Consider the following 19,479-nt stretch of genomic DNA (forward strand, 5'->3'; position numbering starts at 1 on the left):
CCCGGGTGACGTGCGGTCAGGCCCCGGGGCCCTCGCCCGACATGCCGTGCACGGCGGGGACGGTGCCGAGGCGGCCCTTCTGGAAGTCCTCGAAGGCCTGCATCAGCTCGTCCTTGGTGTTCATCACGAACGGGCCGTAGTGGGCCATCGGCTCCCGGATCGGCCGGCCGCCGAGCAGCACGACCTCCAGGTCCGGGGTGTGCGAGTCCTGCTTCTCGTCCGCGCGGACGGTCAGCGAGCCCCCGGCGCCGAAGACCGCGGTCTGCCCGAGGCGCACCGGACGCCGCTCGGCGCCCACCGACCCGCGCCCGGCCATGACGTACGCCAGGCCGTTGAAGTCCTCCCGCCAGGGCAGGGTGATCTCGGCGCCCGGCGCCAGCGTCGCGTGGACCATCGTGATCGGCGTGTGCGTGATGCCGGGGCCGTCGTGGCCGTCCAGCTCACCGGCGATGACGCGCAGCAGCGCGCCGCCGTCGGGGGAGGTGAGCAGCTGGACGCTGCCGCTGCGGATGTCCTGGTAGCGCGGGGCCATCATCTTGTCCTTGGCCGGCAGGTTCACCCAGAGCTGGAGCCCGTGGAAGAGCCCGCCGGACATGACCAGCTGCTCCGGCGGCGCCTCGATGTGCAGCAGGCCGGAGCCCGCCGTCATCCACTGGGTGTCGCCGTTGGTGATGGTGCCGCCGCCACCGTTGGAGTCCTGGTGGTCGAAGATCCCGTCGACGATGTAGGTGACGGTCTCGAAGCCGCGGTGCGGGTGCCAGGGCGTGCCCTTGGGCTCCCCGGGCGCGTACTCCACCTCACCCATCTGGTCCATCATGATGAACGGGTCGAGATGGCGGTAGTTGATCCCGGCGAACGCGCGGCGCACCGGGAAGCCCTCACCCTCGAAACCGCTGGGCGCGGTCGTGACGGTGAGCACGGGACGTGCGACGGCGTCGGCGGGTGCGGATACGCGGGGCAGCGTCAGCGGGTTCTCGACGGTCACGGCGGGCATGTCGACCTCCTCGGGCGGCGTACGCCCACTTTAGTTGAGCATTGAACTTCTTGCCACCTGGAACCAGGAAAGCCCGGAGGGCATTCCCTCCGGGCTCACGGATTCCTAGGCGCCGATCGGCCGTCTGCGCGGCAACGGCGTCTAGCCGTACATCCGGCGCATCGCGAAATCGACCATCTGTTCGACAGCCTTGGCGTCGAAGACCATCCGGTGCTCGCCCTCCATGTCCAGGACGAAGCCGTAGCCGGTCGGCAGCAGGTCGATCACCTCCGCACCGGTGATCACGAAGTACTTGGACTCCTTGCCCGCGTACCTGCGCAGCTCCTTCAGTCCGGTGAACATCGGGATCACCGGCTGCTGGGTGTTGTGCAGCGCGAGGAAGCCGGGATTGTCGCCGCGGGGGCAGTAGACCTTCGAGGTCGCGAAGATCTGCTGGAAGTCCTCGGCGGACATCTGCCCGGTGGTGAAGGCGCGCACCGCGTCCGCGAGGGAGGGCGGGGACGGCTCGGGGTACAGCGGCGGCTGCTGCCCGTATCCGCCGCCCATCGGCTGCTGCGGGGGCGGGGCGTACTGCTGCTGCGGGCCCGCGGTCTGGTCGTAGCCGTACATGCAGCACAGAGTAACGAGTAACGAGTCACAGATGGGCGGCTCGGGGTTGCTTCTTATTACCGGCGGGTAGCATCATCGGAGCTACTAGTTGGTATGTGTACGGATGCGAGGAGCGAGTGCCTCGCCGATCTCTCAACGGAGCCGTCGCCATGGGGCACTACAAGCCGAATCTCCGGGACATCGAGTTCAACCTCTTCGAGGTGCTCGGCCGCGACAAGGTCTACGGCAGCGGCCCGTTCGCGGAGATGGACACGGACACCGCCAAGAGCGTCATTGAGGAGCTGACCCGCCTCTCGGAGAACGAGCTGGCCGAGTCCTTCGCCGACGCCGACCGCAACCCGCCGGTCTTCGACCCCGAGACGAACACCGCGCCGGTCCCGGCGTCCTTCAAGAAGAGCTACCAGGCCTTCATGGACTCCGAGTACTGGCGGCTCGGGCTGCCCGAGGAGATCGGCGGCACCACCTCGCCGCGCTCCCTGATCTGGGCCTACGCGGAGCTGATCCTCGGCGCCAACCCGGCCGTGTGGATGTACTCCTCGGGCCCGGCGTTCGCCGGCATCCTCTTCGAGGAGGGCAACGAGGTCCAGAAGCACATCGCCTCGATCGCCGTCGAGAAGCAGTGGGGCTCCACCATGGTCCTCACCGAGCCGGACGCCGGCTCGGACGTGGGCGCCGGCCGCACCAAGGCGGTCCAGCAGGAGGACGGCTCCTGGCACATCGAGGGCGTGAAGCGCTTCATCACGTCCGGCGAGCACGACATGTCGGAGAACATCCTCCACTACGTCCTCGCCCGCCCCGAGGGCGCCGGACCGGGCACCAAGGGCCTGTCGCTCTTCCTCGTCCCGAAATACGAGTTCGACTTCGAGACCGGCGAGCTGGGCGAGCGCAACGGCGTCTACGCCACCAACGTCGAGCACAAGATGGGCCTGAAGGCCTCCAACACCTGCGAGATGACCTTCGGCGACCGTCACCCCGCCAAGGGCTGGCTGATCGGCGACAAGCACGACGGCATCCGCCAGATGTTCCGCATCATCGAGTTCGCCCGCATGATGGTCGGCACGAAGGCGATCTCCACCCTCTCCACGGGCTACCTCAACGCCCTGGAGTACGCCAAGGAGCGCGTCCAGGGCCCCGACCTGGCCAACTTCATGGACAAGTCGGCCCCCAAGGTCACCATCACCCACCACCCGGACGTGCGCCGCTCCCTGATGACGCAGAAGGCGTACGCCGAGGGCATGCGCGCCCTCGTCATGTACACCGCCTCCGTGCAGGACGAGATCCAGGTCAAGGAGGCCAACGGCGAGGACGCCTCGACCGAGCACGCCCTCAACGACCTGCTCCTGCCGATCGTCAAGGGCTACGGCTCGGAGAAGGCCTACGAGCAGCTCGCCCAGTCCCTCCAGACCTTCGGCGGCTCCGGGTTCCTCCAGGAGTACCCGATCGAGCAGTACATCCGGGACGCCAAGATCGACACCCTCTACGAGGGCACGACCGCGATCCAGGGCCAGGACTACTTCTTCCGGAAGATCGTCCGCAACCAGGGCTCCGCGCTGAACTCGGTCGCCGAGGACATCAAGAAGTTCCTCGCCCTCGGCACCGGCGGCGAGGAGCTGTCCGGCGCCCGCGAGCACCTGGCCAAGGCCGCCGTCGAGCTGGAGGCCATCGTCGGCCTGATGCTCACCGACCTCGCGGCCACCGAGCAGGACGTCAAGAACATCTACAAGGTGGGCCTCAACACCACCCGCCTGCTGCTCGCCTCCGGCGACGTGATCGTCGGCTACCTGCTCCTCAAGGGCGCCGCCGTCGCCGCCGAGAAGCTGCCGACCGCCTCCGCCAAGGACAAGGCCTTCTACACCGGCAAGATCGCCGCCGCGAAGTTCTTCGCCGCGAACGTCCTGCCCGGCCTCACCCTGGCCCGCAAGGTCGCCCAGGGCGTCGAGCTGGACCTGATGGAGCTGGACGAGGCCGCGTTCTAGGACGGGCCCCGCACCGGAAGCCCGTTCCGCACACCCCCACGAGGGCCCGCTCCCGCCAGACGGGAAGCGGGCCCTCGTACGTCGTTAAGGTGAACCCCATGAGCGCACCCTCCCGCTTCGACCGCGGCCACACCGACGACCTGATGACCTTCCTGTCGGCGAGCCCGACCCCGTACCACGCCGTGGCGAGCGCCGCCGAGCGGCTGGAGAAGGCCGGCTTCCGCCAGGTCGCGGAGGCCGACGCCTGGGAGGCGACGAGCGGCGGCAAGTACGTGCTGCGCGGCGGTGCGATCGTCGCCTGGTACGTCCCGGAGGGCGCCGCGGCGCACACCCCCTTCCGCATCGTCGGCGCCCACACCGACTCCCCCAACCTGCGCGTCAAGCCCCGCCCGGACACCGGGGCGCACGGCTGGCGCCAGGTCGCCGTGGAGATCTACGGCGGCCCGCTGATGAACTCCTGGCTGGACCGCGACCTGGGCCTGGCCGGCCGCCTCTCGCTGCGCGACGGCTCCACCCGCCTGGTGAACGTCGACCGCCCGCTGCTCCGCGTCCCGCAGCTCGCCATCCACATGGACCGCAACGTCACCGCGGACGGGCTCAAGCTCGACAAGCAGCGCCACCTCCAGCCCGTCTGGGGCCTGGGCGACACCGTGCGCGACGGCGACCTGATCGCCTTCCTGGAGGACGAGGCGGGCCTGTCCCGCGGCGAGGTCACCGGCTGGGACCTGATGACGCACTCCGTGGAGCCCCCGGCGTACCTGGGCCGCGACCGGGAGCTGATGGCGGGCCCGCGGATGGACAACCTGCTGTCCGTGCACGCCGGGACGGCCGCGCTGGCCGCGGTCGCGACCTCGGGCGCCGGCCTCCCGTACATCCCCGTGCTCGCCGCCTTCGACCACGAGGAGACCGGCTCCCAGTCGGACACCGGCGCCGACGGGCCGCTGCTCGGCACGGTGCTGGAACGCTCGGTGTTCGCCCGCGGCGGCTCCCTCGAGGACCGGGCGCGCGCCCTCGCCGGCACCGTCTGCCTCTCCTCCGACACGGGCCACGCCGTCCACCCCAACTACGCGGAACGGCACGACCCGACGCACCACCCGCGGGTCAACGGCGGCCCCATCCTCAAGGTCAACGTCAACAACCGCTACGCCACCGACGGTTCGGGCCGCGCGGTGTTCGCCGCCGCTTGCGAGAAGGCGGACATCCCCTTCCAGACCTTCGTCTCCAACAACTCCATGCCGTGCGGCACGACCATCGGCCCCATCACCGCGGCCCGGCACGGCATCAGCACCGTCGACATCGGCGTGGCCATCCTGTCGATGCACAGCGCCCGGGAGTTGTGCGGCGCCGACGACCCGCACCTGCTGGCCAACGCGCTGGTGGCCTTTCTCCGGCCGTAGCCCGGACCGCGGAACACCGCCCTGCGGCATGAGGGTTGACGCCCGGGGTACCCGCACGGAACCGGATCGGCCGGAAACCCGGAACCGACCGGATCTGACAGGGAGGCAACACTCATGGGCCTCGGCGGGTGCATCATCCTCATCGCCGTGGGAGCCATCCTCACGTTCGCGACCGACTGGGACATGCAGGGCGTCAACCTCGACCTGGTCGGTGTGATCTTCATGATCGTCGGCCTGATCGGCGTAGCGACGTTCAGCAGCATCGCCCGGCGCCGCCGCGTCGTGATGCCGCCGTCGACCCCGGTCGTCGAGGAACGGCCCCACCACCACACGCAGGACGGCTACCGCGACGGCTACGGCGCCTGAGCCGGCCGCGCGTCCACCCCGCGGTCAGCCTGTCGGCCTACCGTCCGCGTCCCGGGGCGGCCGGCGGGGAAGCGGTCAGAGCATGAGATTCCTCGTGTACGACCGGCTCCTCGGTATCGGTGACGACTACTGGATCGAGGACGACCGCGGCAACAAGGTGTTCCTCGTCGACGGCAAGGCGATGCGGCTGCGGGACACCTGGGAGCTGAAGGACGCCCAGGGGCGCGTGCTCATCGACATCCACCAGAAGATGTTCGCCCTGCGCGACACGATGGTGATCGAACGGGCCGGCGAGCCCCTGGCACGCATCAAACGGAAACGCCTCTCCCTGCTGCGCAACCACTACCGGGTCACCCTGGCCGACGGCACCGAACTCGACGTCAGCGGCAAGATCCTCGACCGGGAGTTCGCCGTCGAGTACGACGGCGAACTGCTGGCCGTCGTCTCCCGGCGCTGGCTCACCCTCCGGGACACCTACGGCGTGGACGTCGTCCGGGACGACGCGGACCCGGCGCTGCTGATCGCCCTGACGGTGTGCGTGATCCACCTGGCGGAGAAGGAACGGGAGGACGACTGAGGAGCGGGGCCCCGGGGCCTCACGCCGTGCGGCGGACGGCGCGGCCGAGGAGCAGCGGCACGGCCAGGTGGTGCACGGGTGCCGCCAGGGCCCACAGCACCCGGCCGGCCCGGCGCTCGTAGAACGCGTACGTCGCCCAGAGCAGCCGCGCGTCGTCCAGGGTCACGACGTTGCGCACGGTCAGCGACGGCGCGCGGGCCTCCAGGGCGATCCTGCCCGGCCCGGTCTCCAGCACGCGCCAGCCCACCACGTGCCGTCGCGAGGTGCGCGGCCCCAGTCGCAGCCCCAGCACGCCCGCCCACCCCGTCCGGAACAGCTCACGCACTGTCACCGGGACGTCCTCAAAGCTGGCGCGCACCCATTCCTCGGGCGTCAGCCGGGGAAGTCCCGCGGTGGGAAGCTCGAAGGCCGACGCGAAAGCGGCGCCGAGGGGGTCCACCCGCACCCGGCGAATGGCGGAGGTACCGGTAGGTGTCCGTGTCATACCGGCATACTGGGCCATGCGACGCCACGTCAAACACGTGGTGTCACTTGTCCTCACACTCCGCGCTCAGCCGCGCGGCGGCTCCAGACCCAGCACCCGGTCCTTGAGGGCCGGGAACTGCTCCCGGGTCCGCGCCACCTTCGCCGGGTCGAACTCCACGGTGAGGACCTCCTCGTCCGCACCGGCCTCCGCGAGCACCTCGCCCCAGGGGTCCACCACGATCGAGTGACCGGCCTGCGGAACTCCGGCGTGCGTCCCGGCCGTTCCGCAGGCGAGGACGAACGCCTGGTTCTCCACGGCCCGCGCCTGCGCCAGCAGCGTCCAGTGCGACCGGCGGCGCTCCGGCCAGCCCGCCGGGACGACGAGGATCTCGGCCCCGGCGTCGACGAGGGCGCGGAAGAGTTCCGGAAAGCGCAGGTCGTAGCAGGTCGCCACGCCGAGGGTGGTGGTGTCCGCCATGGGGACCGTCACCGGCTCGCGCCCCGCGCCCATCAGCACGGCCTCGCCCTTGTCGAAGCCGAAGCGGTGGATCTTGCGGTAGGAGGCGGCCGGGTCACCGGAGGGGGAGAAGACGAGCGAGGTGTTGTAGAGCCGTCCGTCCGGGCCGCGTTCGGGGATCGACCCGGCGTGCAGCCACACCCCCGCGTCGCTCGCCGCCTTCGCCATCGCCTCGTACGTGGGGCCCCGCAGCGGCTCGGCCGCCGCGTCGAACTCCTCGAAGGCGAACGCGCCCGTGGTCCACAGCTCCGGCAGCACCACCAGATCGGCGCCCGCCTGCTCCCTTACCAGAGCCGCCGCCCGGAGGCGACGCGCTTCGACCGTTTCGTCCTCGTTCACGGCGATTTGGATCAAAGAGGCGCGCACACTACCACCGTCCTGGCATTCGAGCCGTCCACACGGGCCTACGATCGTCACACGAAAGCACTGCCGGGGTGCCGCACAGCAGCGTAACTTAGCCTCCCAAGACGCCCGCCGACTGCCGCCGCCGCCACTGGCACCGCTGCCGCCAACCGCCCGTGTACCGACCGCCGAGGGGTCCCGTTCCGTGAGTCTGCATCCCACCCTCCAGCCCTACGCCGACGCCTGGACTCACTCCATCGAGGCGATATCCGAGCTGGTCCAGCCGCTTGTGGAGGCAGAGTGGAACCGCCGGACCCCGTGCCCGGGCTGGTCGGTGCGCGACATCGTCTCGCACGTGCTGGGCCTGGACTCCGAGATGCTCGGCGACCCCCGCCCCATCCACACCCTGCCGCGCGACCTCTACCACGTCACCAACGACCACCAGCGGTACATGGAGATGCAGGTCGACGTCCGCCGCCACCACACGGCGCCGGAGATGACGTCCGAGCTGGAGTACATGATCATCCGGCGCAACCGCCAGCTGCGGAACGAGTCCCGGGACCCGGGCACGAAGGTGCGCGGCCCGCTCGGCACCGAGCTGACCCTGGAGGAGGCCATGCGCCGGCACGCCTTCGACGTGTGGGCGCACGAGCAGGACCTGCGCACGACCCTCGGCCGCCCCGGCAACCTCGACTCCCCCGGCGCGCACGTCGCCCGTGACGTGCTGCTCGGCGAGCTGCCCGCCGTGGTCGCCGAGCGGGCGGACGCGCCGCGCAGTTCGGCCGTCGTCTTCGACGTGCACGGCCCGGTCGAGTTCCTGCGCACCATCCGCGTCGACATCCAGGGCCGCGGCACCCTCGAGTCGTCCCCGGCCCTCGGCCCCGCCGCCACCCTCACCCTCGACTGGGAGACGTACGTCCGGCTGGCCTGCGGCCGGGTGACCCCGGAGGCGGCCAAGGACCGCATCAAGACGGAGGGCGACCCGGACCTGACGGCGGCGATCCTGCGTCATTTCACGGTGACGCCGTGAGTTTCAGCCCGTTGGGGGTGCCCCCTCTGGGGGAGTTTGAGGACGAGGCCGTTCAGGCCGAAGCGGGGGTCTGGGGGCGGCAGCCCCCAGCCCGGCCCGCACCCACGCCGGGTGCCTACACCGGCACGTGCACCTTCTCCACCCGGCTCGCGACCAACCGCTCCCGCTCCCGCAGCGCGGCCCGCTTCCGCAGCCGCAGAATCTGCGTGATCCCGAGCGCCTGGAGCACGAAGACCGAGGAGAACGCGACGGTGTAGTCGTCCCCGGTCGCGTCGAGCAGCACCCCCACCGCGAAGAGGGTCGTCATCGACGCCACGAAACCCCCCATGTTCGTGATCCCGGACGCCGTCCCCTGCCGCTCCGGCGGATTCGCCGGCCGCGCGAAGTCGAAGCCGATCATCGACGCCGGCCCGCACGCCCCCAGCACCGTGCACAGCACCACCAGCAGCCACATCGGCGCGTGCTCGGCCGGGTAGGCCAGCATCGCCGCCCAGAGCAGCGCCGTCGCCCCCACCGTGCCGAGCGCCAGCGGCAGCCGCGCCGCGTGGTGCCGGGCGATGATCTGGCCGTAGACCAGACCGACCGTCATGTTGGACAGCACGACGAGGGTGAGCAGCGTGCCGGCCGTGGCCCGGGACAGCCCCTGCGCCTCGACCAGGAACGGCATCCCCCACAGCAGCAGGAACACCATCGCCGGGAACTGGGTGGTGAAGTGCACCCACAGCCCGAGCCGCGTCCCCGGCTCCCGCCAGGACAGCGCGATCTGCCGCCGTACATACGCGGCCCCTTGGTGCGCCATCGGCTCCGGCTCGTGCCCTTCGGGGTGGTCCTTGAGGAAGAGCAGCAGCAGGACGAAGACGACCGCGCCCGCCAGCGCGCTGCCCGCGAACGCCGCCGTCCAGCCGATGCCGTGCAGCAGCCGGGCCAGGACCAGGGTGGAGACCAGGTTCCCCGCCATACCGACGAGACCCGCCAGCTGGGCGACCATCGGCCCGCGCCGGGCCGGGAACCAGCGGGTGCCGAGCCGCAGCACGCTGATGAACGTCATCGCGTCCCCGCAGCCCAGCAGCGCCCGCGAGGCCAGCGCCATGCCGTACGACGGCGAGAAGGCGAAGCCCAGCTGCCCCGCCGTGAACAGCACGACGCCGATGCCCAGCACCTTCTTGGTGCCGAGCCGGTCGACCAGCAGGCCGACGGGTATCTGCATGCCGGCGTAGACCAGCAGCTGGAGGATGGAGAAGGTGGACAGGGCGGAGGCGTTGACGTGGAAGCGGTCGGCGGCGTCGAGTCCGGCGACCCCCAGGGACGTACGGAAGATGACGGCGACGAAGTAGACGGAGACGCCGACGCTCCACACGGCGACCGCCCGCCGGCCGCCCGGAGGATCGCCGGGCAGGAGACGGCCGGCCGAGGTGGCCGAACTCATCGGACCTCCCCCCGCGCCAGGTTCGAGAACCAGCCCACGTGCCGGCCCACCACGGCGACGGCCGCCTCCGCGTCCCCGGAGCGCAGCGCGTCGAGGATCTCCTCGTGCTCGGCGAGGGTGTGGGCGATCCGGTCGGGGTGGGAGTGCATCACGGCGACGCCCATGCGCAGCTGGCGGTCGCGGAGCTGGTCGTAGAGGCGGGAGAGGATCTCGTTGCCGCCGCTGCGGACGATCTCGGCGTGGAAGCAGCGGTCGGTGACGGAAGCGGCGGCGAAGTCACCGGCGGCGGCCTGCTCCTTCTGCCGGGCGAGCAGCTCCGCCAGCCGTTCGACGAGTCCCGGCGGGGCGGGTACGGCCTTCCTGGCCGCGTGCTCCTCGACCAGCAGCCGGGTCTCCACCACGTCCGCGATCTCCTGCGCGGAGACGGACAGGACCAGCGCGCCCTTCTTCGGGTAGAGCCGGATCAGGCCCTCGGCCTCGAGCCGCAGCAGCGCCTCGCGCACCGGGGTGCGGGACACGCCCACGGCCTCGGCCAGCTCGCCCTCGGTGAGCAGCGTCCCGCCCTCGTAACGGCGCTCCAGGACGCCCTGTTTGACGTGGGTGTAGACGCGGTCCGCCGCGGGGGGTTGCTTCACTGCCGTGGTCATGCCGACAGGATAGATACAACAGGGACACAAGAGGGATCCGGTCCAGTATCCGGACGCCGGTCCGCCCCGCTCCCCCTCCAGGGCGAACCGGGAGAACTTCCCCCGCGCCACCGCGCAACCATTCACCCCCCTCGGGTGTCGCACTGTCGCGGCCACCGCTGCACCGACCACAACTCGGCCGCACTTCCGGGGAATTCACCACAATCGGGGTAATAAACTCAATGAACACCATTCCGGGCGTCCGTCTGCGCAGGGCCCTCGCCGTCGCCCTGACCGGCGGCGCCGTCCTCGCCACCGGCGCCCTCACCACCGCACCCGCGCAGGCCGCCGCACCCGAGCGCACCCTCGCGGCGCCCGAACGCACCCTCGCGGCGCCCGAACGCACCCTCGCGGCGCCCGAACGCACCCTCGCGGCACCCGTGCGGGCCGCCGCCGCGCCCTCGATCGTCGCCAAGGGCGGCTTCGTGATGAACAACGCGACCGGCAAGTCGCTCTACACCAAGGCCGCCGACACCAAGCGCTCCACCGGCTCCACCACCAAGATCATGACCGCGAAGGTCGTGCTCGCCCAGCCGAAGCTGAACCTGGACGCCAAGGTGACGATCCAGATGGCGTACAGCGACTACATCGTGTCGAAGAACGCCTCCTCCGCCCGGCTCATCGTCGGCGACCAGGTGACGGTCCGCCAGCTGCTGTACGGGCTGATGCTGCCCTCCGGCTGCGACGCGGCGTACGCGCTGGCCGACAAGTTCGGCTCGGGCAAGACGCGGGCGGCGCGCGTGAAGTCGTTCATCGGCAAGATGAACGCGAGCGCCAAGAGCCTCGGCCTGAAGAACACGCACTTCGATTCGTTCGACGGCATCGGCAACGGCAAGAACTACTCCACGCCGCGCGACCTCACGAAACTCGCGAGCAGCGCGATGAAGAACTCCACCTTCCGCACCATCGTGAAGACCAAGAAGTACACGGCGAAGACGAAGACCAAGAAGGGCGGCACCCGCACGATGGCGCCCTGGACCAACACCAACACGCTGCTGGGCAGTTACAGCGGGGCGATCGGCGTGAAGACCGGTTCGGGCCAGGAGGCCAAGTACTGCCTGGTCTTCGCCGCGACCCGGAAGGGGAAGACCGTCATCGGCACGGTGCTGGCGTCCTCGTCGTCGGCGCAGCGCGCCAAGGACGCCACCAAGCTCATGGACTACGGCTTCAAGAAGTAGCCCAGGGCCGGTTCCCCGCCGGCCGCCGCTCTGCCGCACTCCTCAGAAGGGCCCGTCACCGAGGTGACGGGCCCTTCTCGCTGCCCGGGCACCCGACACGAATGGCACGCATGGTGATAGTGTCATTAGCACCATGCTGCTGAGTCTGGACAAGACCGACACCCGCCCCCTGCACGAACAGGTGGCCGGCGCCGTCCGGCGCGCCATCGCCGAGGGGGAGTGCGCCCCGGGCGACCGCCTGCCCTCGGCCCGCGACCTCTCCGAGGCCCTGGACGTCAACGTCAACACCGTGCTGCGCGCACTGCGCGGCCTGCGGGACGAGGGCCTGCTGGAGTTCCGCCGGGGCCGGGGGGTGACGGTGGCCGAGGGCGCCCGGCCGCACTCCGAGCTACAGATCCGGGTCGGGGAGCTGCTCGCCGAGGCGGCTCGGCTGGGCTACAGCAGGACGGATCTCATCGACATGATCAGGGGGATGCCATGAGGGACACGACAACGGCGCGGCGTACGACGGCGGCGGTCTGGACGGCCGGGGTCACGGTGGTCCTCGCCGGGATGCCGCTCCTGGCGCGGGACCGGCTGCCCGACCGGCTGGCGACCCACTGGGGCCTGAACGGCGAGACCCCCGACGGCTCGATGCCCCTGTGGGCGGCGGCCCTCGTCCCCGCGCTGATCTGGCTGGTGACGGCGGCCGCGGTCACCGTCCCGCTGATGCGGGCGGGTCCGGCGGCCCGTCCCTTGACCACGGTGGTCCTGCTCCCGCTGGGCATCGTCCTCACCGGCGCGCAGGCCGCGGTCCTCCGGGCCAACCTGGACCGCGCGGACTGGCACGAGGCCCGTCAGCCCACCTCGTGGGTCGTTGCGATCCTCGTCGCGGCCGTACTCGCGGCAGTGGCCGCCTGGCTGCTCCTCGCCCGGCGGCGCGGCGCCTCCGGCGGCACCACGACGCCCGACGAGGGCACCTCCGCGCTGGACATCCCCGAGGGCCGGCGCCTGGTCTGGTTCTCCCGCACCGCCAACCCCTGGCTCCAGCTGCTGGCGGCCGCGATCGGCCTGGTGGCCGTAGGCGCGCTCGTCGCCCTGGTCGGCGGCGTGGCCGCGCCGGGCGCCCTGTGGGCGCTGTTCGCCGGCTGCGGCGCCGGTTCCCTCGCCTGCGCCATGTTCTCCTCCGTCCAGGCCCGCGTCTCGGAGCGGGGCCTGGAAGTCTCCTTCGGCCCGCTCGGCTGGCCCGGACGCCGCTGGACACCCGGCGACATCGACACGGCGCGGACGGAGGTCCGCCGCCCCGCCGAGGTCGGCGGCTGGGGCTACCGCCTCAGCGGCCTCGGCACCACGGTGATGCTGCGCGCCGGCGAGTGTCTGGTCATACGCCCCCGCGGCCGCCGAACCGACTTCGCCATCAGCATCGACGACGCCGAACGCGGCGCGGCCCTCCTCAACACGCTGCGCGGGAAGCCGCCCCGGGGCTGAGGCCAACGGCCTCGGGGACGCCATACACGCACCCGTGGTCGCCGGGCAGCATATTCGATCATGTTCCCTCGCAGTCGTGAACATCCGCGGATCTGGCTGGCATATGCCCCCGGCGCCGCCCTACGTTCCGCGACGGAGGTGGTTCACATGAACGAACCCAGCAAACGACAGAACTCCGGCGCGCGGCACGAGGCCATCGACGCCAGTGACTTCGTGTACGCGGCCACCGGGGCCCGGGTACGGAGGCTGACCATGCCGGACGGAAGCCACTGGTTTCCGGCGGTGGACGTGTGCAAGGAACTCGGGCACAGCAACTCTCGAAAGGCGCTCTCGGACCACGTCCCCGAAGAACACCGAGAATTGCTCGAGACCGTAACTGGAAGTTACGGTCTCAGCGTTCCCGCAGGTAGAGGGTGGCGTCGAGACTTGCACGTCATCTCTCTGCAAGGTCTCATCCTGCTCGTCAACGCCTGCACCAAGCCGGCCTGCGCCCCCTTCAAGCAGTGGGTCGCCGAAGTCATCGAGACCGTGCAGCGCGAGGGTTCGTACTCGCTCGACGAGGCCGAGGTGCAGCCCTCCGAAGCCGGTGCCCCCATCGCCTACGCCATGCCGGACCAGGTGGCCGAGGCGATCGTCCGGCTGGAGGCGCACAATTTGCAGCTGGACGAGCAACTGGCCGAGGGACAACGCACGTCGATCGCGCTCCAGCGGGAGATGCTGGCCACGCAGCAGGCCACGCTCGCCGCCCAGCAGGCCACCCTCGCCGTGCAACAGGCCATGGTGCACGCCTTGGAACGCATCGCGGACCGCTTCGACACCCTGGTTCTCCACCAGGGGGCGCCCCTCGGCCACCTCGCCCCGCCACCGACCACGGAGTCCGTGCTGGCCGACTGGCGGCAGCGGTTGTCCGTGACGGAGGACGTGTGGACGGTCGCCCAGGTCATCGCACCGGTGCTCGTCGAGAAGGGTGAGCTTCGGGAGCCGCTGGAGTCGATCGCCGCCCGTACGGGGCTCTCCGTGCGGCGGGTCAACGAATGCCTGCGGCTGCTGCGCACCCACGCCTGCATCCGCTCACGGGGCGGGGCCGAGGACGGGGCCCCGGTGTACGTGCTGCACCGGGGCTGAGCCCGGCGCGGGAAGAGGGGCGTCGCAACTCCAGCTTGCGGCGCCCCTCCGTCGTGAAGGTACCCGGTTCGTGGCCGTCAGGCCCAGCTGATCAGCCGCTTGGGCTGTTCCAGGACCGCCGCCACGTCGGCGAGGACCTTGGAGCCCAGCTCGCCGTCGACCAGGCGGTGGTCGAAGCTCAGGGCGAGGGTGGTGACCTGACGCGGCTTCACCTTGCCCTTGTGGACCCACGGCTGGAGCTTGATCGCGCCGACCGCGAGGATCGCGGACTCGCCCGGGTTGAGGATGGGCGTACCGGTGTCGACGCCGAAGACGCCGACGTTGGTGATGGTCACCGTGCCGCCCTGCATGGCGGCCGGGGAGGTCTTGCCCTCCCGGGCCGTCGACACCAGCTCGCCGAGCGACCCCGCCAGCTGCGGCAGGGTCTGGGCGTGGGCGTCCTTGATGTTCGGGACGATCAGGCCCCGGGGGGTGGCGGCGGCGATGCCCAGGTTGACGTAGTGCTTGACCACGATCTCCTGGGCGGCCTCGTCCCAGGACGCGTTGATGTCCGGGTTGCGCCTGATCGCGACCAGCAGGGCCTTGGCGATCAGGAGCAGCGGGTTCACCCGCAGGCCCGTGTACTCCTTGTCCTGCTTCAGCTCCTCGACCAGCTTCATGGTGCGCGTCACGTCGACCGTCACGAACTCGGTGACGTGCGGCGCCGTGAACGCCGAACCGACCATCGCCGCCGCCGTCGCCTTGCGCACGCCCTTGACCGGGATACGCGTCTCGCGCGTCGTGTCGTACGACGCCGGGGCCGACGGGGACGGGGCGGGCGCGGCCGGCTCGGAACGCGGGGCCGCCGCCTGGTCCGGCTCGGGCGCCGCCACGGCCGCGTGGACGTCCTCGCGGGTGATGATGCCGTCCGGGCCGGACGGGACCACGGTCGCCAGGTCGACGCCGAGGTCCTTGGCGAGCTTGCGCACCGGGGGCTTGGCCAGCGGGCGGTCGCCGGATACCGGGGCGGCAGGTGCTGCCGGTGCCGCAGGTGCTGCCGGGCCGTGGCCGTTCAGCTCGGCCTGGATCGCCGCCGCCGGCGTCTGCGCGGCGGCCGGGGCCTCCGCGCCCTTGCGGGGGCGGCGCTTGGTCGAGGAGGTGGAGACCCCGTACCCGACCAGGACCGGCTGGCGGCCCTCCGGCTTGGGCTCCTCCGCCACGGCCTCCTGCACCGGCTCCGAGGCCGCCGCCGCGCCGTCGCCGACGGCCACCGCGATGATCGACGTACCCACGTCGACCGTCGTGCCCTCGGGGAAGTGCAGCTCGCGGACCACGCCGTCGTAGGGGATGGGCAGTTCGACGGCGGCCTTGGCCGTCTCGACCTCGCACACCACCTGGCCGTCGGTGACCGTGTCACCGGGCTGGACGTACCACTTGAGGATCTCGGCCTCGGTGAGTCCCTCACCCACGTCGGGCATCTTGAACTCACGCACGGAACTGTCCGTCATCGTCGTCACGCTCCCCTCCTCAGTACGCCAGCGAGCGGTCGACGGCGTCCAGCACCCGGTCCAGGTCGGGCAGGTACTCCTCCTCCAGGCGCGCCGGCGGGTACGGCGCGTGGTAGCCGCCGACCCTCAGCACCGGGGCCTCCAGGTGGTAGAAGCAGCGCTCCGTGATCCGGGCCGCGATCTCCGCGCCCGAGCCCAGGAACACCGGCGCCTCGTGGACCACGATCAGGCGGCGGGTCTTCTCGACCGACGCCTGGACCGTGTCGAAGTCGACCGGCGAGATCGACCGCAGGTCGACGACCTCCAGGGAGCGGCCCTCCTCGGCGGCCGCGTCGGCGACCTCCTGGCAGAGCTTCACCATCGGGCCGTACGCGGCCAGCGTCAGGTCGGTGCCCTCGCGCACCACCCGCGCGGTGTGCAGCGGGCCGGGGATGGCCTCCGCGTCGACCTCGGCCTTGTCCCAGTACCGGCGCTTGGGCTCGAAGTAGATCACCGGGTCGTCGCTCTGGATGGCCTGCTGCATCATCCAGTACGCGTCCGCCGCGTTGGACGGGCTGACCACCTTCAGGCCCGCCACGTGCGCGAACAGCGCCTCGGGGGACTCGGAGTGGTGCTCGACCGCGCCGATGCCGCCGCCGTAGGGAATGCGGATGACGACCGGCATCTTGACCTTGCCCAGCGAGCGGGCGTGCATCTTCGCCAGCTGGGTGACGATCTGGTCGTAGGCCGGGAAGACGAAACCGTCGAACTGGATCTCCACCACCGGGCGGTACCCGCGCAGGGCCAGGCCGATGGCGGTGCCGACGATGCCGGACTCGGCCAGCGGGGTGTCGATGACCCGGTCCTCGCCGAAGTCCTTCTGCAGGCCGTCGGTGACCCGGAAGACACCGCCGAGCTTGCCGACGTCCTCACCCATGATCAGGACCTTGGGGTCCGACTCGAGCGCGCGGCGCAGCGACTCGTTGATCGCCTTCGCCAGCGCCATCTTCTCCGCTGCCATGTCAGACCCCCTCTGCGTCTGCGAACGATGCCTGGTAGGCGGCGAACTGGGCCCGCTCCTCGTCCACGAGCGCGTGCCCGTCCGCGTACACGTTCTCGAAGATGGCGAACCGGTCCGGGTCCGGCATGGCACGGACCACTTCGCGTACTCGTTTGCCCAACGTCTCGCTCTCCGCCTCCAGTTCCGCGAAGAATCCCTCGTCCGCGTGGTTTGCGGACTCCAGGAAGCGGCGAAGGCGCAGGATCGGGTCCTTCGCCTCCCAGGCGGCGCGCTCGTCGTCGTGCCGGTAGCGGGAGGGGTCGTCCGAGGTGGTGTGGGCGCCCATGCGGTACGTGTACGCCTCGATGAGCGCCGGGCCCTCGCCGCGCCGGGCGCGGTCCAGGGCCCAGCGGGTGACCGCGAGGGAGGCCAGCACGTCGTTGCCGTCGACACGGACGCCGGGGAAGCCGAAGCCCTGGGCGCGCTGGTAGAGCGGCACCCGGGTCTGCTTCTCGTTGGACTCGGAGATCGCCCACTGGTTGTTCTGGCAGAAGAACACCACGGGCGCGTTGTAGACCGCGGCGAAGTTGAACGCCTCGCTGACGTCGCCCTGGCTGGAGGCGCCGTCACCGAAGTAGGCGATCACGCCGGAGTCCGCGCCGTCCTTGGTGATGCCCATCGCGTAGCCCGTGGCGTGCAGCGCCTGCGAGCCGATGACGATGGTGTACAGGTGGAAGTTGTTGCCGTTGGGGTCCCAGCCGCCGTTGTTCACGCCGCGGAACATGCCGAGGAGGTTGGTCGGGTCGACCCCCCGGCACCAGGCGACGCCGTGCTCGCGGTAGGTCGGGAAGACGTAGTCGTCCTCGCGGGTGGCCCGGCCGGAGCCGATCTGGGCGGCCTCCTGGCCGAGCAGCGAGGCCCACAGGCCCAGCTCGCCCTGGCGCTGAAGCGCGGTGGCCTCGGCGTCGAAGCGCCGGGTGAGCACCATGTCGCGGTACAGGCCGCGCAGCTCGTCCGGGGTGATGTCGGCGACGTACGACGCGTACTCGGCGTAGGCGGCGTCCTCGACGCGCTCGCCCTCGGGCGTCAGCAGCTGCACCAGCTCCGTCTCGGAGCCCTCCGTCGCAGCGGTACGGGTGGTGCTGGTGGTGCGAGTGGTGCGCTTGCCGGTGCCGGCCTTGGTGCCGGTGGTCCCGGCCGCCTTGCTTCCGGCGCTGCGTCGCGGCTTGCGCGCGGCAGTGCTCTCGGTCACGTGTGCTCCTCCGTCGGTCCGGCCCCCGGGTTCGCCGGAAGCCAGTGCGGCTCACCTGCGGCCCGGCGGACGCACAAGGGTGGGTGCGGCCCGATCGGGAACAGGCGTGACAGGTGCCCCGGCGAGCGCCCTGCGAACAGCACGTTACCCAGTGCTCCACATTTCTGTGAAACCCCTCCTGACCTGCGTTTTTACTCGGATTTCCAAGTAAATCGGCGTAGGGCGGAAGTTTTACTGGTCACAGCCTTGCAGGGGGCCGGAACAACGGCACGTTATCCCGGCCACCCCGGGCACGGGAAGAGCCGGTGTGTGACACTGACCGCGTGCGCGAAGACGGAAAAATCCGGGTATTCCTCCTCGACGACCACGAGGTGGTGCGCCGCGGGGTGCACGATCTGCTCGCCGGCGAGCCGGACATCGAGGTGGTGGGCGAGGCCGGTACGGCCGCCGAGGCGCAGGCGCGGGTCGCGGCCACCCGTCCGGACGTCGCCGTGCTGGACGTACGGCTGCCGGACGGCAGCGGCGTGGAGGTCTGCCGCGACATCCGCTCCCGGGACGCGTCCGTCCGCTGCCTGATGCTGACCTCCTTCGCCGACGACGAGGCCCTCTTCGACGCGATCATGGCGGGCGCGTCCGGCTACGTCCTCAAGGACATCCGCGGCGCCGAGCTGCTCGGCGCCGTACGAGAGGTGGCGGCCGGGAAGTCGCTGCTGGACCCGGCGGCCACCGCGCGCGTGCTGGAACGGCTGCGCGACGGCGGGGCGAAGCCCGACGACCGGCTGGCCCGGCTCACCGACCAGGAGCGCCGCATCCTGGACCTGATCGGCGAGGGACTGACCAACCGCGCGATCGGCGAACGGCTCCACCTCGCCGAGAAGACGATCAAGAACTACGTGTCCAGCCTGCTGGGCAAGCTGGGGATGCAGCGGCGCTCCCAGGCGGCGGCCTTCGTGGCCCGCCTGGAGGCCGAGAACCGCTGACGGGCGCGCTCCCCCGGCCGCTGCTCCGTACCTGCTCCGTACCTGTTTCGTACCTGCTCGGACAGCACTTACTCGGGACCTACGTCCCCTCCTGCCGGGGCGGGCGACCCTGTTCCCGGGCCCCGCGCTCCCGCACAGTGAGACCATGCCCTCCGACGAACAGCTCGCCGTCGGCCTGCTCGGCCGTACCGCCTACGGCCGGGCGGCCACCACCCTGCGCGCCCTGCCCTTCCTCGCCCACGCGCGGCACATCGTGGCCGACGGCCGGATCCTGCTGCGGATGCCCAGGAGCTGGGGGTACCACCGGATGTGCGCCGGGAGCGTCGTCGCCTACGGGGCGGACAACCTGACCTCCGCGCGACCCGGCGAGCGCCTGTGGACCGTGCAGGTCGTGGGCCGGTGCGAGGACCACGAGCCGAGCACCGCCGAGCTGGAGCGGTTCGGTCCGGCGCCGGACCGGGTGGACGGCGAGCCGTTCGAGCCCGCCTATCTGCGGGTCGACCCGCAGTTCGGCACGGTGCACTTCACGGACGGCTCGGCGGGCCCGCTCTGACCGCTCCGCGAGGACGTCCCCGCAACGCGACGCGCGCGTGGAGCCCGTTTCCGGGCCGCACGCGCGCGTAGGG

The 19,479-nt window shown here is 71.1% G+C and carries 20 protein-coding genes; 11 read left to right on the top strand and 9 right to left on the bottom strand.

Features of this window, described 5'->3' with window-relative positions; all coding sequences use genetic code 11:
* Window positions 1–16: 16 nt before the first annotated feature.
* On the bottom strand, window positions 17–994 hold the full coding sequence (locus tag B9W62_RS19015; RefSeq protein ID WP_087808313.1) for a pirin family protein: 978 nt from the start codon (window positions 992–994) through the stop codon (window positions 17–19).
* Window positions 995–1,135: 141 nt separating this feature from the next.
* Window positions 1,136–1,603 (bottom strand): SseB family protein, encoded by a 468-nt coding sequence (locus B9W62_RS19020; protein WP_087808314.1) that lies wholly within the window; start codon window positions 1,601–1,603, stop codon window positions 1,136–1,138.
* A gap of 149 nt (window positions 1,604–1,752) precedes the next feature.
* On the opposite strand from B9W62_RS19020, the gene B9W62_RS19025 reads away from it, so the two are divergent.
* From B9W62_RS19025 to B9W62_RS19040, 4 genes are all read left to right on the top strand, one after another.
* A complete protein-coding gene (locus B9W62_RS19025; protein ID WP_087808315.1) occupies window positions 1,753–3,579 on the top strand; it encodes an acyl-CoA dehydrogenase in 1,827 nt (608 codons plus the stop codon).
* 98 nt (window positions 3,580–3,677) lie between these two features.
* A complete protein-coding gene (locus B9W62_RS19030; protein WP_087808316.1) occupies window positions 3,678–4,976 on the top strand; it encodes a M18 family aminopeptidase in 1,299 nt (432 codons plus the stop codon).
* Window positions 4,977–5,090: 114 nt separating this feature from the next.
* Complete coding sequence (locus tag B9W62_RS19035; protein ID WP_087808317.1) at window positions 5,091–5,342, top strand: DUF6458 family protein; 252 nt, start codon at window positions 5,091–5,093, stop codon at window positions 5,340–5,342.
* A gap of 82 nt (window positions 5,343–5,424) precedes the next feature.
* The gene (locus B9W62_RS19040) at window positions 5,425–5,919 is read left to right on the top strand and encodes an LURP-one-related/scramblase family protein (RefSeq protein ID WP_087808318.1); all 495 of its coding nucleotides are present in this window, start codon (window positions 5,425–5,427) and stop codon (window positions 5,917–5,919) included.
* 19 nt (window positions 5,920–5,938) lie between these two features.
* On the opposite strand, the gene B9W62_RS19045 is transcribed toward B9W62_RS19040, so the two are convergent.
* Entirely contained in the window at window positions 5,939–6,403 is a 465-nt protein-coding gene (locus tag B9W62_RS19045) for a DUF2867 domain-containing protein (RefSeq protein ID WP_087811978.1), read from the bottom strand.
* A gap of 66 nt (window positions 6,404–6,469) precedes the next feature.
* Window positions 6,470–7,267 (bottom strand): carbon-nitrogen family hydrolase, encoded by a 798-nt coding sequence (locus tag B9W62_RS19050; RefSeq protein WP_087808319.1) that lies wholly within the window; start codon window positions 7,265–7,267, stop codon window positions 6,470–6,472.
* A 181-nt stretch (window positions 7,268–7,448) separates the two neighbouring features.
* Between B9W62_RS19050 and B9W62_RS19055 the strand changes: the two genes are divergently transcribed.
* Window positions 7,449–8,273, top strand: a complete 825-nt coding sequence (locus B9W62_RS19055) for a maleylpyruvate isomerase family mycothiol-dependent enzyme (protein WP_087808320.1) — start codon at window positions 7,449–7,451, stop codon at window positions 8,271–8,273.
* Between the two features lie 115 nt (window positions 8,274–8,388).
* On the opposite strand, the gene B9W62_RS19060 is transcribed toward B9W62_RS19055, so the two are convergent.
* Both B9W62_RS19060 and B9W62_RS19065 read right to left on the bottom strand, forming a co-directional pair.
* Entirely contained in the window at window positions 8,389–9,699 is a 1,311-nt protein-coding gene (locus B9W62_RS19060; RefSeq protein WP_087808321.1) for an MFS transporter, read from the bottom strand.
* Window positions 9,696–10,346, bottom strand: a complete 651-nt coding sequence (locus tag B9W62_RS19065) for a GntR family transcriptional regulator (protein WP_087808322.1) — start codon at window positions 10,344–10,346, stop codon at window positions 9,696–9,698. The genes B9W62_RS19060 and B9W62_RS19065 overlap by 4 nt, the downstream gene beginning before the upstream one ends.
* Window positions 10,347–10,567: 221 nt before the next feature.
* Between B9W62_RS19065 and B9W62_RS19070 the strand changes: the two genes are divergently transcribed.
* From B9W62_RS19070 to B9W62_RS19085, 4 genes are all read left to right on the top strand, one after another.
* The gene (locus tag B9W62_RS19070) at window positions 10,568–11,563 is read left to right on the top strand and encodes a D-alanyl-D-alanine carboxypeptidase family protein (protein ID WP_087808323.1); all 996 of its coding nucleotides are present in this window, start codon (window positions 10,568–10,570) and stop codon (window positions 11,561–11,563) included.
* 133 nt (window positions 11,564–11,696) lie between these two features.
* Window positions 11,697–12,044 carry a GntR family transcriptional regulator gene (locus tag B9W62_RS19075; RefSeq protein WP_087808324.1) on the top strand — a complete coding sequence of 116 codons (348 nt, stop codon included), beginning with the start codon at window positions 11,697–11,699 and terminating at the stop codon, window positions 12,042–12,044.
* Window positions 12,041–13,030 carry a DUF1648 domain-containing protein gene (locus B9W62_RS19080; RefSeq protein ID WP_087808325.1) on the top strand — a complete coding sequence of 330 codons (990 nt, stop codon included), beginning with the start codon at window positions 12,041–12,043 and terminating at the stop codon, window positions 13,028–13,030. Before B9W62_RS19075 ends, B9W62_RS19080 begins: the two co-directional genes overlap by 4 nt.
* A gap of 147 nt (window positions 13,031–13,177) precedes the next feature.
* Complete coding sequence (locus B9W62_RS19085; protein WP_087808326.1) at window positions 13,178–14,155, top strand: BRO-N domain-containing protein; 978 nt, start codon at window positions 13,178–13,180, stop codon at window positions 14,153–14,155.
* A gap of 77 nt (window positions 14,156–14,232) precedes the next feature.
* Here B9W62_RS19085 and B9W62_RS19090 read toward each other — a convergent pair whose 3' ends face one another.
* The 3 genes from B9W62_RS19090 to pdhA are packed head-to-tail and all read right to left on the bottom strand — an operon-like array spanning window position 14,233 to window position 17,873.
* Complete coding sequence (locus B9W62_RS19090) at window positions 14,233–15,651, bottom strand: dihydrolipoamide acetyltransferase family protein (protein WP_179235556.1); 1,419 nt, start codon at window positions 15,649–15,651, stop codon at window positions 14,233–14,235.
* Between the two features lie 10 nt (window positions 15,652–15,661).
* The gene (locus tag B9W62_RS19095) at window positions 15,662–16,642 is read right to left on the bottom strand and encodes an alpha-ketoacid dehydrogenase subunit beta (RefSeq protein WP_087808328.1); all 981 of its coding nucleotides are present in this window, start codon (window positions 16,640–16,642) and stop codon (window positions 15,662–15,664) included.
* Window position 16,643: 1 nt separating this feature from the next.
* The gene (gene pdhA, locus B9W62_RS19100; protein WP_087808329.1) at window positions 16,644–17,873 is read right to left on the bottom strand and encodes a pyruvate dehydrogenase (acetyl-transferring) E1 component subunit alpha; all 1,230 of its coding nucleotides are present in this window, start codon (window positions 17,871–17,873) and stop codon (window positions 16,644–16,646) included.
* A gap of 323 nt (window positions 17,874–18,196) precedes the next feature.
* Here pdhA and B9W62_RS19105 point away from each other — a divergent pair, with 323 nt between their 5' ends.
* Together B9W62_RS19105 and B9W62_RS19110 are read left to right on the top strand one after the other, a co-directional pair.
* A complete protein-coding gene (locus tag B9W62_RS19105; protein WP_087808330.1) occupies window positions 18,197–18,853 on the top strand; it encodes a response regulator in 657 nt (218 codons plus the stop codon).
* Window positions 18,854–18,998: 145 nt separating this feature from the next.
* The gene (locus B9W62_RS19110) at window positions 18,999–19,406 is read left to right on the top strand and encodes a hypothetical protein (protein WP_087808331.1); all 408 of its coding nucleotides are present in this window, start codon (window positions 18,999–19,001) and stop codon (window positions 19,404–19,406) included.
* The last annotated feature ends 73 nt before the right edge of the window (window positions 19,407–19,479 follow it).

Origin of the sequence: Streptomyces sp. CS113 (assembly GCF_002188365.1) — a bacterium.
GTDB classification, from domain to species: Bacteria; Actinomycetota; Actinomycetes; order Streptomycetales; family Streptomycetaceae; genus Streptomyces; species Streptomyces tendae.